The following is a 13794-nucleotide window of genomic DNA, read 5'->3' on the forward strand; positions in this document are numbered from 1 at the left end:
GCAGTCCGGCTCGGCCCTCGGCAGCCCGTCCGGCACGGCCTCGGGCGGACGATCCGGTGGGCAGTCGGGCTCGGCGTCCGGCGGACGATCCGGTGGACAGTCCGGCTCGGCGGCCGGCGGCAGAGCCGGTTCGCACTCCGGCTCGGTGGCCGAGGGGCGGGCCGGGGCGGCATCGGGCGGGCAGCCCGGCTCGGGCGGTTCTGGCTCGGCTGGCGGTGGGAAGGCCGGTGGGCGGGGGGCCGGGGCCGAGTCGGCGTCGGCCGCCGGCAGTACCTCCGATGCTCGTGACGGTAACTCCGGCGCAGCTCGGGACGGTCAGAGTCCCGGGGCTCGTGACGGTCGTACCGGCGGCGCGCGTGACGATCAGCCCGGCGGCGGCGCCGGCGCCGGACGTGACGGCGGCTCCGCCGCGGTTCCGGACGCCAGGGCCGCCAGGGCTGCCAGAGCGGCGCGGGCTGCCAAGGCCGCGGGGCTGGGCGGCAGCCCGGCCGGTGCGTCCGGCACCGGGCCCGGTGCCGGACGTGACCGCAACCCCGCCGGCAGCGCAGGCGGAACCGGAGCCACGACTGCGGCCGGGACTGGGGGCCGAACCGGAGCCGGAACCGGAGCCGTGGCGGCCGGGACTGGGAGCGGAACCGGAGCCGCGGCCAGGACTGGAGCCGCGGCCGGGACTGGGGCTGCGGCCGGGACCGGGGCTGGAGCCGCTGCTTCTGCCTCGGCCTCCTCCCCTGCCTCTCCCACTCCCTCCTCCCCTGCCTCTACCGGCTCTCCTTCCTCCACCTCGGCCTCCTCCACCGGAAGCCGCCCCACCGCCTCCTCCACCAGTGGCCGCCCCACCACCCCCTCCGCCGAAGGCCACCCCACCGGCGCCCCCGGCGCCAAGACCCCCCGCACGCCCGGCGCGGCCAGCGGCGCGGGCGGCGGCGCGGGCGGCGGCGCGGGCGGCGGCGCGGGCGGTGATGACACGCCGACCACCACCTTGGCCGTAACGCCCGCCCGGAAGGGCGGCGCCTCCGGTGCGCGGCCCGGGGCCGACACGCCCACGCAGGCGCTCGGCGTGATCTCCGCCGGGAAGGCCACGGGCGGCGCGGCCACCGCGTCCGCCGGGAAGGCCACGGGCGGCGCGGCCACCGCGTCCGCCGCCGCTCCCACCGTCGTCCCCGACATCACCCCCACCCCCACCCCCGGCGGCGGCAAGGGGAAGAAGAAGGCCAAGCGGCCCAAGCGCACCGGCTGGAAGCGGCTGATCCCCACCTGGCGCATGGTGCTCGGCGCCTTCGTCCTCGGACTCATGCTGATCATGGGCGCCTTCGTGCTCGGCTACAACATGGTCCACATCCCGAAGCCGCAGGACGCCGCGACCAAGCAGTCCAACGTCTACCTCTACGCGGACGGCACCCAGATCGCCCGAGACGGCGAGGTCAACCGCGAGAACGTCCCGCTGTCGAAGGTCTCCAAGGCCGCCCAGCACGCCGTACTCGCCGCCGAGGACCGCGACTTCTACTCCGAGCCGGCCATCGACGCCAAGGCCATGATCCGCGCCGCCTGGAACACCGCGACCGGCAAGGGCAAGCAGTCCGGCTCGACCATCACCCAGCAGTACGTGAAGAACTACTACCTGGCCCAGGACCAGACCGTCACCCGCAAGGTGAAGGAGTTCTTCATCGCGATCAAGCTGGACCGCGAGGTCACCAAGGACGAGATCCTTGAGGGCTACCTCAACACCAGCTTCTTCGGCCGCAACGCCTACGGCATCCAGGCCGCCGCCCAGGCCTACTACGGCGTGGACGCCGACGAACTCACCGCCGAGCAGGGCGCCTACCTCGCCGCCCTGGTCAACGCGCCGAGCATGTACGACGTCGTCGCCCACCCCGAGAACAAGGACGCGGCCGTCGCCCGCTGGAACTACGTCCTCGACGGCATGGTCAAGGAGAACTGGCTCAAGCAGTCCGAGCGGACCGGCGCGAAGTTCCCGATGCCGAAGCAGGCCACCACGTCCAGCGCCTTCTCCGGCCAGCGCGGCTACCTCGTCGAGGCCATCAAGTCGTACCTCTACGACCACAAGATCATCGACGAGGAGGCGCTGGAGAACGGCGGTGGCTACCGCATCACCACCACCATCCAGCCCAAGATGCAGAACGCCTTCATCAAGGCCGTCGACGACCAGCTGATGGACAAGCTCGACAAGAAGAACCGCAAGGTCGACAACTACGTCCGCGCCGGCGGTGTCTCCATCGACCCGAAGACCGGCAAGGTCATCGCGATGTACGGCGGCATCGACTACACCAAGCAGTACGTCAACAACGCGACCCGCCGCGACTTCCAGGTCGGCTCGACCTTCAAGCCGTTCGTGTTCACCTCCGCCGTGGAGAACGCCTCCAACAACCAGAGCGGCCAGGCGATCACCCCGAACACCGTCTACGACGGCACCAACAAGCGCCCCGTGGTGGGCTGGCCCGGCCCCGTGTACGACCCCGAGAACGAGGACTACGTCAACTACGGCAACATCACCGTCCGCCAGGCCACCCAGAGCTCGGTGAACTCGGTGTACGCGCAGATGGCCGTGGACGTCGGCCCCGAGAAGGTCGAGAAGACCGCGATCGACCTCGGACTGCCCAAGAACACCCCGGACATGAACCCGTACCCGTCCATCGCCCTGGGCACCGCCACCGCGAGCGTCCTGGACATGACGGAGGCGTACGCCACGCTCGCCAACCACGGCAAGCACGGCACATACACCATGATCGAGAAGATCAGCAAGGGCGGCGCGGCGGTCGACCTGCCCTCCACGGAGTCCACGCAGGCCGTCAGCCGCAAGGCCGCCGACACCACCACGTCGATCCTGCGGAGCGTCGTCCAGAGCGGTACGGCCACCGCCGCCCAGACCTCCGGCCACCCGGTCGCCGGCAAGACCGGTACCGCCGAGGAGGACAAGGCTGCCTGGTTCGCCGGCTACACCCCGGACCTCGCCACCGTCGTCTCCGTCATGGGCCAGGACCCCAAGACCGGCGCCCACAAGCCGCTGTACGGCGCGATGGGTCTGCAGCGCGTCAACGGCGGCGGGGCGCCCACGGAGATCTGGGCGCAGTTCACCAAGGCCGCCCTCAAGGGCAAGAAGGTCAAGGAGTTCGACCTCGACCTCCAGGTCGGCGCGGACGTCGTCTACACCCCGCCCAGCACCCCCGCCGACGAGCCCGGCGCCACCGGCGACGAGGAGACCGGCAGTGCCACGGGCGACGAGGAGACCGGCGGCCCGACGGACGACGACACCGGGGACGCCACCACCACCGGCGGCACGCCCACGACCGACGGCGGCACCGACTCCACGGGCGGTACGGCGACGGACGGAGGTACCACGTCCACCGGCGGCACCTCGACGGACGGCGGCACCGCCTCCACCGGCGGCGCCACGACCGACGGAGGCACGACGGACGGGGGCACGACGACCGACGGAGGCACGACGGACGGCGGCGCGACCACGGGAGGCGAGACCTCGGTGGGACCGTTCGGCTAGCTGAGGTGACTACGCCCGCTCAGTGGCCGGAGGTGGCCTTCAGCCCCACCACGGCCACGAGCAGCAGACAGACGAAGAAGATCCGGGCGGCGGTGGCCGGCTCCCCCAGCCACACCATGCCGAACACCGCCGCCCCGGCCGCCCCGATCCCCACCCACACGCCGTACGCGGTACCGATGGGAAGCGTGCGGGCGGCGTAGGACAGCAGCAGCATGCTGGCGACGATGCCGGCGCCGGTGAGCACGCTGGGCAGCGGCCGGGTGAATCCGTCGGTGTACTTCATCCCGATCGACCAGCCGACTTCCAGCAGTCCGGCGACGACGAGCAGCACCCAGGCCATGACGGCACCTCCGTGATCCATGCGAAGAATCGGGGGTGCGTCGTCTTTTCCTCATCCCGGTACGGCGCGTCTCGTCGGGCCCCTCAAAGGTAACAAACAGAAGGCGGTGGGGGTTGGTGACCATGGTCACCAACCCCCACCGCCTACTCCCACCCGTAAATCAGAGGTACAGGCCGGTGGAGTCCTCCGACCCCTCGAACCGGTCCGCCGCCACGGCATGCAGATCGCGCTCGCGCATCAGGACGTACGCCACGCCCCGGACCTCGACCTCGGCGCGGTCCTCGGGGTCGTAGAGGACCCGGTCGCCGGGCTCGACGGTCCGGACGTTCTGGCCGACCGCGACGACCTCGGCCCAGGCGAGGCGCCGGCCGACGGCCGCGGTCGCGGGGATCAGGATGCCGCCGCCGGAACGCCGCTCGCCCTCGGCGGTGTCCTGCCGCACGAGCACACGGTCGTGCAGCATCCGGATGGGCAACTTGTCGTGCTGGGTCTTCTCGCTCACACCCCGAACCTACCGTCCTCGTCGCTGTCCCCGTCGCCCGACCGGCCCCGGTCAGGCCTTGCGACGCCGGGTGCCGAGGGCGAGGAGCCCCACGACACCGACGACACCGACGACCACGAGCGCGACGGGCACGATGCGCTCGACCCGGGGCGCCCCGTCCTCGTCGACGAACTGACCCCTGACGTCGGTGACCACACGGTTGACCGACACATAGGCCTTGCCGATGCTGTGGTCGATGTTGGAGACGACCTTGGCCTTGGCGTCGCCCACGATGGTCCTGGGGTGCACACGGACGCCGATCTCGTCGAGCGTCTCGGCGAGGTTGTCGCGGCGGCGCTTGATGTCCGCCTCGATCTCGGCCGGGGTCCTGGTGTCCGAGGTCTCCGCCACCGCGCGGCCTCCCGTAGTCGGTTGTCCCTGAAATCCCTTGTGACGGACAGTCTGTCAGCTCCACCCGGCGCCGCACCGCCAGGGCCCGCCATTACGCTGGAACGATGAGCGAGCGACTCCAGCCCGGCGACGTGGCCCCCGCCTTCACCCTCCCGGACGCCGACGGCAACGAGGTGTCCCTGTCCGACCACAAGGGCCGCAAGGTCATCGTCTACTTCTACCCGGCCGCCCTGACCCCCGGCTGCACCAAGCAGGCCTGCGACTTCACCGACAACCTGGAGCTCCTCGCGGACGCCGGGTACGACGTCATCGGCATCTCCCCCGACGCCCCCGAAAAGCTCGCCAAGTTCCGCGAGAAGGAGTCCCTGAAGGTCACCCTTCTCGGCGACCCCGACAAGACGGTCCTGGACGCCTACGCCGCCTTCGGCGAGAAGAAGAACTACGGCAAGACCTACCTGGGCGTCATCCGCTCCACGATCATCGTCGACGAGGAGGGCAAGGTCGCCCACGCCCTCTACAACGTCCGCGCGACCGGCCACGTGGCGAAGATCATCAAGGACCTTGGCATCTGAGCCCCAGCGGCCACCGCCACCCCCACGGCCCGTACCGGACCTCCCGGTGCGGGCTGTTCCGTATTTCGGGCGTAACTGTCCGATTAACGGTTCGTTACTCCGTACGAGCCGCGAACAGGTGGCCGGGAACGGAGAGGTCATGACCGTCAGGTACACCCGCGAACTGTTGAAGGAAGCAGCGCGCGAGACAAGACACATCGACGAGGCCGTCCGGTGGTGCGGCGGCAGACCGACTCCGGGAAGCAGGCGCTACCTACGCCAGAAGATGGCTGAGGCCGGCGTGGACATCTCACATTTCGCCACGAACCGGGTCCGGCACACGGAAGAGCGCCTACGCGCCGCCGTGGCGGTGTCTACCAGCATCAAGGACGTAGTGCGCCACCTCGGAATCAACCAGGTCGGGGGCAACCAAACACACATCAGTCGCCGGATCGCCACGCTCGGAATCGACACTTCCCACTTCAACTCCGCGCGCAGAGGGCGCCCGAAGGGATCGCTCGGCAACCCTCTCACCCTGCGCAGCCCCGAGGACGGAAGGGTCCCCGGCAACCGGCTGCTCCGAGAACTCCTGCGTACGGGAGTCCGTGAAATCTGCGCGGCGTGCGGCACGGGGCCGGAGTGGAACAGCAAGCCGCTCCTACTCGAAGTCGACCACATCAGCGGCGGCTGGTGGGACAACCGCCCGGAGAATCTACGGCTGCTGTGCCCCAACTGCCATGCCACGACCGACACTTACCGGGGACGTCGGAAGCGGAAGAGCGCATGAGCACTCCCAAGTACACCAGGGACGTGCTGATGAGGACTGCGGCCACCTCGACGAGCCTGGTGGACATGATGCGGCGGCTGGGCACGACCTTGGGCAGCGGCCCTCGGCGCTACCTGCGCCGCAGGCTGGAGCACTATGGGATCGATGCCTCACACTTCGTCGAAGAGCCGCTTCCGCCCCGAGAGAAGCGGTCCTATGCGCGCGAACTACTGGAAGAGGCTGCGACCCAGTCGCACAGCATCCGCGAGATGTTCGAGTATCTGGGCTATCCGCCGGAGGACAGTCCTTACTGGCTCGTCAGAAAGCGACTGGACCAATACGGCATCGACACGTCGCACTTCACACGTCGGTGCGGACGCAGCCTCGAAGACCTTCCCCCGGACGTTCTCGCATCAGCGGCTGCCCGAGCCACCAGCGTTGGCGGCCTGCTCAAGATCCTCGGCTACCACGACACCAATGGCGCCGCCCGCACACGAGTGAAGCGCACTCTGCTGGCACACGGCATCGCCACTGATCACTTCACCGGGCAGGGCCACTTTCGCGGCACTGTGTCGCGGCACCGAAAGTCCCCCGACCAGATCCTGCGCCGATTGGAGCCGAGCTCGAACCGCACCAGAACCGCCCTGCTACGTCGGGCCCTCGACGACCTCGGAGTGCCGCACGTCTGCACCTCGTGCGGCATCGGCGACATCTGGCAAGGCAGGAGACTGGTCCTGGAGATCGATCACATCAACGGTGACCGGCTGGACAACCGCCGCGAAAACCTCCGGTATCTGTGCCCTTCCTGCCACAGCCAGACAGCCACCTACGCAAGTCGATCTCGCCGCGTACCACGTCCCCGAAGCCCGATAGAGTAGGCGACGCTGCGGGCCCGTACCCCAGCTGGCAAGAGGGCGCCGGTTTAGGTCCGGTGTGTCGTGGGTTCGAGTCCCACCGGGCCCACCGAAACAACGCCCCGCACCTTCGTTTCGAAGGTGCGGGGCGTTTCGTGTGATCGGTCAGCCCAACAGCTCCCGCAGCACCGGCACCAGCCCCCGGAAGGCCTTGCCCCGGTGGCTGATCGCGTTCTTCTCCTCTGCCGTCAGCTGGGCGCAGGTGCGGGTGTCGCCGTCGGGCTGGAGGATCGGGTCGTAGCCGAAGCCGTTCGTGCCGGACGGGGTGTGGCGGAGGACGCCCCTCAGTTGGCCCTCGACCACGCGCTCCGTGCCGTCCGGCAGGGCGAGGGCGGCGGCGCAGTTGAAGTGGGCGCCGCGGTGGGAGTCGTCGATGTCGCCGAGCTGGGCCAGGAGCAGTTCCAGGTTGGCCTGGTCGTCGCCGTGGCGGCCGGCCCAGCGGGCGGAGAAGATGCCGGGGGCGCCGTTCAGGACGTCGACGCAGAGGCCGGAGTCGTCGGCGATGGCGGGGAAGCCGGTGGCCCGGGCGAGGGCGTGGGCCTTCAACAGGGCGTTCTCGGCGAAGGTGACGCCGGTTTCCTTGACGTCGGGGATGTCCGGGTAGGCGTCCGCGCCGACGAGTTCATGGGCGAGGCCCGCGTCGGCGAGGATGGCCTTCAGCTCGGTGAGCTTGCCGGCGTTGCGGGTGGCGAGGATCAGGCGGGTCATGCCCACCAGTATCGCGATCCCCGCCGCCGCGCTCGCCCCGGTTACGAGGTGCAGACCTTCGTCAGTTCGCCCGCCGCGTCCGTGATGCCGCTGATGTCGGGCGTCGTGTCGCCGCTCTCCACGGCCGCCTGGGTGTCCGTGACGGCCTTCTGGAGGGAGTCGACGGCCTTGTTGACGTCGGTGTTGTCCGTCTTGTCGCCAATGTCGTCGAGGTTCTTGTCGATGGAGGCGAGGGACTCCTCCAGCTGCGTCGGGTCGTCGGCCGCGGTCTGCACGGCCTGCTGGAGGTCGTTCACGCTCTGGGCGATGGCCTCGGCGGTCTGGACGCAGTCCAGGGCCTTGTTCACCGCGTCGCAGCCGGTGGTGAGCCCGGCCGTGAGGGCGACGGCAGCTACGGCTCCGGCGATGGCGGTCATACGACGTCGGCGGCTCGCGGCCATGGAACGGTCCTCCTGATGGGCTGGTTGCAGGCCTGACGGCCCCCTGCGGTGCATGAACGTGTGGTGCGTGAACGGCTACTGCGGTGTGGCCGGGCGCACGGTGGTGTGCCGTGCGCCCGTATGGGCAAGGACGCGCGCGGGGCCGCCGCGGTTGCCACCGGCGGCCGGCGCTCTTGGTGCGCCCTTTACCCTTCTTTACCTTTCGAGGACCGTATCAAGCGCCTTGCGCTGGAGGGCGGCCAGTTCGTCGCAGCCGGAAACGGCCAGGTCCAGCAGGGAGTTGAGCTCCTCGCGGGCGAACGGCTCGGCCTCGGCGGTGCCCTGGACCTCGACGAAGCGGCCGTCGCCGGTGCAGACGACGTTCATGTCGGTGTCGGCCTTCACGTCCTCCTCGTAGCGCAGGTCGAGGAGGGGGACGCCGCCGACGATGCCGACGGAGACCGCCGAGACGGTGCCGGTGAGGGGCTGGCGGTTGGCCTTGATCAGCTTCCGGCCCTGGGCCCAGGCGACGGCGTCGGCGAGCGCGACGTACGCGCCGGTGATGGCCGCCGTACGCGTGCCGCCGTCGGCCTGGAGGACGTCGCAGTCGAGGACGATGGTGTTCTCGCCGAGCGCCTTGTAGTCGATGACCGCGCGCAGGGAGCGTCCGATGAGGCGGGAGATCTCGTGGGTACGGCCGCCGATCTTGCCGCGTACGGACTCCCGGTCGCCGCGGGTGTTGGTGGCGCGGGGAAGCATGGAGTACTCGGCGGTGACCCAGCCCTCGCCGCTGCCCTTGCGCCAGCGGGGGACGCCTTCGGTGACGGAGGCGGTGCAGAAGACCTTCGTGTCGCCGAAGGAGACGAGGACGGAGCCCTCGGCGTGCTTGCTCCACCCGCGTTCGATGGTGATGGGGCGGAGCTGTTCGGGCGTGCGGCCGTCGATTCGAGACATGGCGCTGAGCCTATCGGCACATACGGAGGGGGCTCCTCCCCCGGCGGTCCCGCGGGCAGGAGCCTCGTCCGTGAGCGCGCGGGGCTCACATCATGTCTTCGATCTCCGCGGCGATGGGGTCGGCGTCGGTGCCGATGACGACCTGGATCGCGGTGCCCATCTTGACGACGCCGTGGGCTCCGGCGGCCTTGAGGGCGGCGTCGTCCACGAGGGAGGCGTCGCGGACCTCGGTGCGCAGGCGCGTGATGCAGCCCTCGACCTCTTCGATGTTGTCGAGGCCACCGAGCCCGGCGACGATCTTCTCAGCCTTACTGGCCATGCCCACTCTCCCCTTGTTGCCTTTTCCCTGTTGTCGCAGTTTGCCGCAGCAACCCACCATTGGCCCAGCTTCGCGAGCGGCCCCGCCATCCGTACCGAAGGATGACGGTCACTGGTCTACACCACCGGACGAACGGTCGCCAAATGAACGCCGGCAGCGCACTCCAGAGCACCCATCTCTTCCAGGGCATGCAGAAGATGGGCCGCAGCCTTCAACTGCCCATCGCCGTGCTGCCGGCCGCGGGCATCCTCAACCGCCTGGGCCAGCCGGACATGTTCGGCGACGAGGGGCTCGGCTGGACGGACGTCGCCAAGGTGATGGACGGTGCGGGCGGCGCGCTCCTCAACGGCGAGCTGGGGCTGCCGCTGCTGTTCTGCGTGGGCGTGGCGATCGGCATGGCACGCAAGTCGGACGGGACGACGGCGCTGGCGGCGGTCGCCGGGTTCCTCGTCTACTACAGCGTGCTGCACGAGTTCCCCAAGGACTGCGCGGCCGGTTCGCAGGCCGTCGACACGGGGTGCCAGACACCGGACGGGACGGTGGCGGCGTTCTCGTACCAGAACCCGGGGGTCTTCGGCGGGATCGTGATCGGGCTGCTGACCGCGTATCTCTGGCAGCGCTACCACCGTACGAAGCTGGTGGACTGGCTCGGGTTCTTCAACGGGCGGCGGCTGGTGCCGATCATCATGTCGTTCGTGGCGATCGCGTTCGCCGCGCTCTGTCTGTGGATCTGGCCGCCGATCGGTGACGCGCTGGAGAGCTTCAGCGACTGGCTGAGCGGTCTGGGCGCGTGGGGCGCGGGGGTGTTCGGGGTGGCGAACCGGGCGCTGCTCGTCATCGGGCTGCACCAGTTCCTGAACGTGCCCATCTGGTTCCAGTTCGGCAGTTACACCGAGCCGGACGGGGAGGTCGTGCACGGTGACATCAACATGTTCCTCGCCGGGGACCCGACCGCGGGGCAGTTCACCTCGGGGTTCTTCCCGATCATGATGTTCGCGCTGCCGGCCGCCGCGCTCGCCATCACGCACTGCGCGAAGCCGAGCCGGCGCAAGGAGGTCGGCGGGCTGATGACCTCGGTGGCGCTGACGTCGTTCGTCACGGGCATCACCGAGCCCATCGAGTACTCGTTCCTGTTCATCGCGCCCGGGCTGTATGTGGTGCACGCGCTGCTGACAGGTGTGTCGATGGCGGTGACCTGGGGGCTCGGGGTGCACGACGGCTTCAGCTTCTCCGCCGGGCTCATCGACTACGTCATCAACTGGAACCTGGCGACCAAGCCCTGGCTGATCGTCCCGATCGGGCTGTGCTTCGCGGCCGTGTACTACGTGATCTTCCGGTTCGCGATCACGAGGTTCGATCTGAAGACCCCGGGGCGGGAGCCGGAGGACGAGGTGGAGGACATGACGAAGCCGTAGCCCGGCAACGGAATTCGGTTGCCCCGGCCCGCGGGGGGCGCGGTAGTCGTAGAGGTCGGGCCGCACACGAGGTGCGGCCCCAATTCCCTACGGCGAACCGAAAGTTGACACCCATGGACACATCGCGCACCACGTCCGACACCCATGACCTCCCCTCCGTCGAGGATCCGCCGCCCTCCTGTCGCGATCTCGTCGGTCTGCTCGCCCAGACCGACCGGCGGGACGCCTTCGCGGCGCTCGCGCTCGGCGCGACCTCACCGGCCGAGGTGGCGGAGCGGACGGGCCTGCGCCCGGCCGCCGCCGCGGTCGCGCTGCGCAGGCTCGTCGACGGGCGGATCGCCGCGTACGACGCCGAGGCCCGCGCCTACCGGCTCCTCGACGACACGTTCCGGCTGGCCGTCCAGGCGGAGGTACGGATCTCCGGGCGCGGCGGCGGGGACGGCGCGGGGGCCTACTTCCGCAAGGGCCGGCTGACCTCGATCCCCGGCGCCGCGGAGGTGCGCGCCCGGGTGCTGGCCGTCGTCGCCGACTCCTTCGAGGCCGGGGTCGCCTACTCCGAGGCGCAGGTCAACGCGTTCTGCGGGCAGTGGTTCGACGACTGGGTGACCCTGCGCCGGGCGCTGGTGGACGAGGATCTGCTGCGCCGCGACGAGTCGGGCACACGGTACGTACGGGTCTGACGAGTCGTCCGAAATCCGGGTAGGAACCGAGGGTTCCTGATCCCTTCCCCATCTGCTACAACAGGTCTACACCACTGAGTGGTGTAGACCACCACCCGATGGAGGAAGTCTATGAGCACCGCCACCGCGCCAACGGCGGCCCCCACGAAGAAGTGGGGATCCGGTCTTTTCCAGGGCCTGCAGAAGGTCGGCCGCAGTCTCCAGCTGCCCATCGCCGTGCTGCCGGCGGCGGGCATCCTGCTCCGCCTCGGCCAGGCCGACGTCCAGGAGAAGCTGAACCTGCCCGACAAGGTCACGGCGGTCTTCGCCACGGCCGGTGGCGCGATCTTCGACAACCTGCCGATGCTGTTCTGCATCGGTGTGGCGATCGGCTTCGCCAAGAAGTCGGACGGCTCGACCGCGCTGGCCGCCCTGGTCGGCTTCCTGGTCTACAGCAACGTCCTCAAGGCCTTCCCCGTCACCGAGGCCAAGGTGCAGGCCGGCGCCGACATAGCCGCGACCTACAACAACCCGGGTGTCCTGGGCGGCATCCTCATGGGTCTGCTGTCCGCCGTGCTGTGGCAGCGCTACCACCGCAAGCAGCTGGTGGACTGGCTCGGCTTCTTCAACGGCCGCCGGCTCGTCCCGATCATCATGGCCTTCGTCGGTACCGCGATGGGCGTCTTCTTCGGTCTGGTCTGGGAGCCCATCGGTGAGGTCATCTCCGACGCCGGCGAGTGGATCACCGGGCTGGGCGCGGCGGGTGCCGGTCTGTTCGGTCTGATCAACCGTGCGCTGATCCCGATCGGCATGCACCAGTTCGTCAACACCGTCTCCTGGTTCCAGATCGGCGACTTCACCAACTCCGCCGGCACCGTCGTGCACGGTGACCTGAACCGCTTCTTCGCCGGTGACCCGACGGCCGGTCAGTTCATGTCGGGCTTCTTCCCGATCATGATGTTCGGTCTGCCGGCCGCCGCGATCGCGATCGCGCACTCCGCTCGCCCCGAGCGCCGCAAGGCCGTGATGGGCATGATGATCTCGCTCGCGCTGACCTCCTTCGTGACCGGTGTGACCGAGCCGATCGAGTTCTCGTTCATGTTCATCGCCCCGCTGCTGTACGTGATCCACGCGGTGCTCACGGCCATCTCCATGGCGGTCACCTGGGCGCTCGGTGTCCACGCGGGCTTCACGTTCTCCGCGGGCGCCATCGACTACGGCCTCAACTGGAGCCTGGCCACCAAGCCCTGGCTGATCATCCCGATCGGCCTGGTCTTCGCGGCGATCTACTACGCCGTCTTCCGCTTCGCCATCGTCAGGTTCAACCTCCCCACCCCGGGCCGCGAGCCCGAGGAGGAGGTCGAGGACCTCACCAAGGCGTGAGATCCGACCGCCGTACGGCATGACGAAGGCCCCGGGACCGGGAAGGTTCCGGGGCCTTCGTCATGCCCGGGTCGTGCCCAGGGGGCTCAGATCTCGTACGACTTCCTCGGCACCGCCAGCTCCACCGGGCCGTCGTACACCGCGCGGGCGTCGACGAGGTTGACCTGGGGGTCGGTCCACGGCGGGACGTGGGTGAGGACGAGTCGGTGGGCGCCCGCCCTCGTGGCCGTCTCCCCGGCCTCGCGGCCGTTGAGGTGGAGGTCCGGGATGTTCTCCTTGCCGTGCGTGAAGGCGGCCTCGCAGAGGAACAGGTCGGCGTCGCGGGCCAGTTCGTCCAGGGTGTCGGTGACACCGGTGTCCCCGGAGTACGTCAGGACCCGGCCGTCGTGCTCGATCCGGATGCCGTACGCCTCGACGGGGTGGGCGACCCGTTCCGTGTGGACGGTGAAGGGGCCGATCTCGAACGTGCTCGGTTTGACCGTGTGGAAGTCGAAGACCTCGCTCATGGAGGAGGCGGACGGGGTGTCGGCGTAGGCCGTGGTGAGACGCTGCTCCGTGCCCTCGGGTCCGTAGACCGGGATGGGGTCGCAGCGGCCCCCGTCGTGGCGGTAGTACCGTGCGACGAAATAGGCGCACATGTCGATGCAGTGGTCGGCGTGCAGATGGCTGAGGAAGATCGCGTCGAGGTCGTAGAGACCGCAGTGGCGCTGCAGCTCGCCCAGGGCACCGTTGCCCATGTCGAGGAGCAGCCGGAAGCCGTCGGCCTCTACGAGGTAGCTCGAACAGGCCGATTCCGCGGACGGGAACGACCCCGAGCAGCCGACGACGGTGAGCTTCATAAGAGCGGAACCTCCGCGCTGGCGTGAAGTCGTGACAGTCGTGTCGTTGCGCTGGGTTGCGAAGGGCGGACAGGGGTGTAGCAGGAGTGGTGCGGTCCGTTGAGCGTAAGGCGCAAAAGGG

The 13794-nt window shown here is 69.4% G+C and carries 15 protein-coding genes, 1 tRNA gene and 1 riboswitch; of the genes, 8 read left to right on the plus strand and 8 right to left on the minus strand.

Going from position 1 to position 13794, the window contains the following annotated elements:
- Positions 1 to 1165 precede the first annotated feature (1165 nt).
- Complete coding sequence (locus tag ACZ7MG_RS29420; protein WP_471393382.1) at positions 1166 to 3514, plus strand: transglycosylase domain-containing protein; 2349 nt, start codon at positions 1166 to 1168, stop codon at positions 3512 to 3514.
- Positions 3515 to 3533: 19 nt separating this feature from the next.
- Here the strand turns inward: ACZ7MG_RS29420 and ACZ7MG_RS29425 are convergent, their stop codons facing one another.
- The 3 genes from ACZ7MG_RS29425 to ACZ7MG_RS29435 form a co-directional block, all read right to left on the minus strand.
- Positions 3534 to 3854 carry a DMT family transporter gene (locus tag ACZ7MG_RS29425; RefSeq protein ID WP_045560647.1) on the minus strand — a complete coding sequence of 107 codons (321 nt, stop codon included), beginning with the start codon at positions 3852 to 3854 and terminating at the stop codon, positions 3534 to 3536.
- A gap of 34 nt (positions 3855 to 3888) precedes the next feature.
- Positions 3889 to 3949, minus strand: a riboswitch (guanidine-III (ykkC-III) riboswitch).
- A 65-nt stretch (positions 3950 to 4014) separates the two neighbouring features.
- Positions 4015 to 4356 (minus strand): GroES family chaperonin, encoded by a 342-nt coding sequence (locus ACZ7MG_RS29430; RefSeq protein WP_033525031.1) that lies wholly within the window; start codon positions 4354 to 4356, stop codon positions 4015 to 4017.
- 51 nt (positions 4357 to 4407) lie between these two features.
- Positions 4408 to 4746 (minus strand): DUF3618 domain-containing protein, encoded by a 339-nt coding sequence (locus ACZ7MG_RS29435; RefSeq protein WP_471393246.1) that lies wholly within the window; start codon positions 4744 to 4746, stop codon positions 4408 to 4410.
- Between the two features lie 104 nt (positions 4747 to 4850).
- Between ACZ7MG_RS29435 and bcp the strand changes: the two genes are divergently transcribed.
- The 4 genes from bcp to ACZ7MG_RS29455 all read left to right on the plus strand — a co-directional run bounded on the left by bcp (position 4851) and on the right by ACZ7MG_RS29455 (position 7026).
- A complete protein-coding gene (gene bcp / locus ACZ7MG_RS29440; RefSeq protein WP_471393244.1) occupies positions 4851 to 5318 on the plus strand; it encodes a thioredoxin-dependent thiol peroxidase in 468 nt (155 codons plus the stop codon).
- 139 nt (positions 5319 to 5457) lie between these two features.
- Entirely contained in the window at positions 5458 to 6084 is a 627-nt protein-coding gene (locus ACZ7MG_RS29445; RefSeq protein WP_471393242.1) for an HNH endonuclease signature motif containing protein, read from the plus strand.
- Positions 6081 to 6941 carry an HNH endonuclease gene (locus ACZ7MG_RS29450; protein WP_471393239.1) on the plus strand — a complete coding sequence of 287 codons (861 nt, stop codon included), beginning with the start codon at positions 6081 to 6083 and terminating at the stop codon, positions 6939 to 6941. Before ACZ7MG_RS29445 ends, ACZ7MG_RS29450 begins: the two co-directional genes overlap by 4 nt.
- Positions 6942 to 6951: 10 nt before the next feature.
- A tRNA-Leu gene (locus ACZ7MG_RS29455) sits at positions 6952 to 7026 on the plus strand.
- Positions 7027 to 7082: 56 nt separating this feature from the next.
- Here ACZ7MG_RS29455 and rdgB read toward each other — a convergent pair.
- The 4 genes from rdgB to ACZ7MG_RS29475 all read right to left on the minus strand — a co-directional run bounded on the left by rdgB (position 7083) and on the right by ACZ7MG_RS29475 (position 9437).
- Positions 7083 to 7685: an RdgB/HAM1 family non-canonical purine NTP pyrophosphatase gene (gene rdgB / locus ACZ7MG_RS29460; RefSeq protein WP_471393236.1), complete on the minus strand. Its 603-nt coding sequence runs from the start codon at positions 7683 to 7685 to the stop codon at positions 7083 to 7085.
- A gap of 41 nt (positions 7686 to 7726) precedes the next feature.
- Positions 7727 to 8125 carry a hypothetical protein gene (locus ACZ7MG_RS29465; RefSeq protein WP_471393233.1) on the minus strand — a complete coding sequence of 133 codons (399 nt, stop codon included), beginning with the start codon at positions 8123 to 8125 and terminating at the stop codon, positions 7727 to 7729.
- Positions 8126 to 8320: 195 nt separating this feature from the next.
- Positions 8321 to 9058 (minus strand): ribonuclease PH, encoded by a 738-nt coding sequence (gene rph, locus ACZ7MG_RS29470; protein ID WP_471393230.1) that lies wholly within the window; start codon positions 9056 to 9058, stop codon positions 8321 to 8323.
- Positions 9059 to 9143: 85 nt separating this feature from the next.
- Positions 9144 to 9437 (minus strand): PTS sugar transporter subunit IIB, encoded by a 294-nt coding sequence (locus tag ACZ7MG_RS29475; RefSeq protein WP_471393227.1) that lies wholly within the window; start codon positions 9435 to 9437, stop codon positions 9144 to 9146.
- Between the two features lie 83 nt (positions 9438 to 9520).
- Here ACZ7MG_RS29475 and ACZ7MG_RS29480 point away from each other — a divergent pair, with 83 nt between their 5' ends.
- The 3 genes from ACZ7MG_RS29480 to ACZ7MG_RS29490 all read left to right on the plus strand — a co-directional run bounded on the left by ACZ7MG_RS29480 (position 9521) and on the right by ACZ7MG_RS29490 (position 12834).
- The gene (locus ACZ7MG_RS29480) at positions 9521 to 10792 is read left to right on the plus strand and encodes a PTS transporter subunit EIIC (protein WP_471393225.1); all 1272 of its coding nucleotides are present in this window, start codon (positions 9521 to 9523) and stop codon (positions 10790 to 10792) included.
- A 113-nt stretch (positions 10793 to 10905) separates the two neighbouring features.
- Positions 10906 to 11472: a DUF2087 domain-containing protein gene (locus ACZ7MG_RS29485; RefSeq protein ID WP_471393222.1), complete on the plus strand. Its 567-nt coding sequence runs from the start codon at positions 10906 to 10908 to the stop codon at positions 11470 to 11472.
- A gap of 111 nt (positions 11473 to 11583) precedes the next feature.
- The gene (locus tag ACZ7MG_RS29490; protein ID WP_471393220.1) at positions 11584 to 12834 is read left to right on the plus strand and encodes a PTS transporter subunit EIIC; all 1251 of its coding nucleotides are present in this window, start codon (positions 11584 to 11586) and stop codon (positions 12832 to 12834) included.
- A gap of 86 nt (positions 12835 to 12920) precedes the next feature.
- On the opposite strand, the gene ACZ7MG_RS29495 is transcribed toward ACZ7MG_RS29490, so the two are convergent.
- A complete protein-coding gene (locus ACZ7MG_RS29495) occupies positions 12921 to 13673 on the minus strand; it encodes an MBL fold metallo-hydrolase (protein WP_471393217.1) in 753 nt (250 codons plus the stop codon).
- Positions 13674 to 13794 lie beyond the last annotated feature (121 nt).

Source organism: Streptomyces sp. NPDC107538 (assembly GCF_055657445.1).

Excerpts from the sequence above, each read along its gene's own strand:
- ACZ7MG_RS29490 (WP_471393220.1), top strand. The coding sequence starts at position 11,584 with ATGAGCACCGCCACCGCGCCAACGGCGGCCCCCACGAAGAAGTGGGGA.
- ACZ7MG_RS29450 (WP_471393239.1), top strand. The coding sequence starts at position 6,081 with ATGAGCACTCCCAAGTACACCAGGGACGTGCTGATGAGGACTGCGGCC.
- rph (WP_471393230.1), bottom strand. The coding sequence starts at position 9,058 with ATGTCTCGAATCGACGGCCGCACGCCCGAACAGCTCCGCCCCATCACC.
- ACZ7MG_RS29475 (WP_471393227.1), bottom strand. The coding sequence starts at position 9,437 with ATGGTGGGTTGCTGCGGCAAACTGCGACAACAGGGAAAAGGCAACAAG.
- ACZ7MG_RS29465 (WP_471393233.1), bottom strand. The coding sequence starts at position 8,125 with ATGGCCGCGAGCCGCCGACGTCGTATGACCGCCATCGCCGGAGCCGTA.
- rdgB (WP_471393236.1), bottom strand. The coding sequence starts at position 7,685 with ATGACCCGCCTGATCCTCGCCACCCGCAACGCCGGCAAGCTCACCGAG.
- ACZ7MG_RS29485 (WP_471393222.1), top strand. The coding sequence starts at position 10,906 with ATGGACACATCGCGCACCACGTCCGACACCCATGACCTCCCCTCCGTC.
- ACZ7MG_RS29425 (WP_045560647.1), bottom strand. The coding sequence starts at position 3,854 with ATGGCCTGGGTGCTGCTCGTCGTCGCCGGACTGCTGGAAGTCGGCTGG.
- ACZ7MG_RS29480 (WP_471393225.1), top strand. The coding sequence starts at position 9,521 with ATGAACGCCGGCAGCGCACTCCAGAGCACCCATCTCTTCCAGGGCATG.
- bcp (WP_471393244.1), top strand. The coding sequence starts at position 4,851 with ATGAGCGAGCGACTCCAGCCCGGCGACGTGGCCCCCGCCTTCACCCTC.
- ACZ7MG_RS29445 (WP_471393242.1), top strand. The coding sequence starts at position 5,458 with ATGACCGTCAGGTACACCCGCGAACTGTTGAAGGAAGCAGCGCGCGAG.
- ACZ7MG_RS29495 (WP_471393217.1), bottom strand. The coding sequence starts at position 13,673 with ATGAAGCTCACCGTCGTCGGCTGCTCGGGGTCGTTCCCGTCCGCGGAA.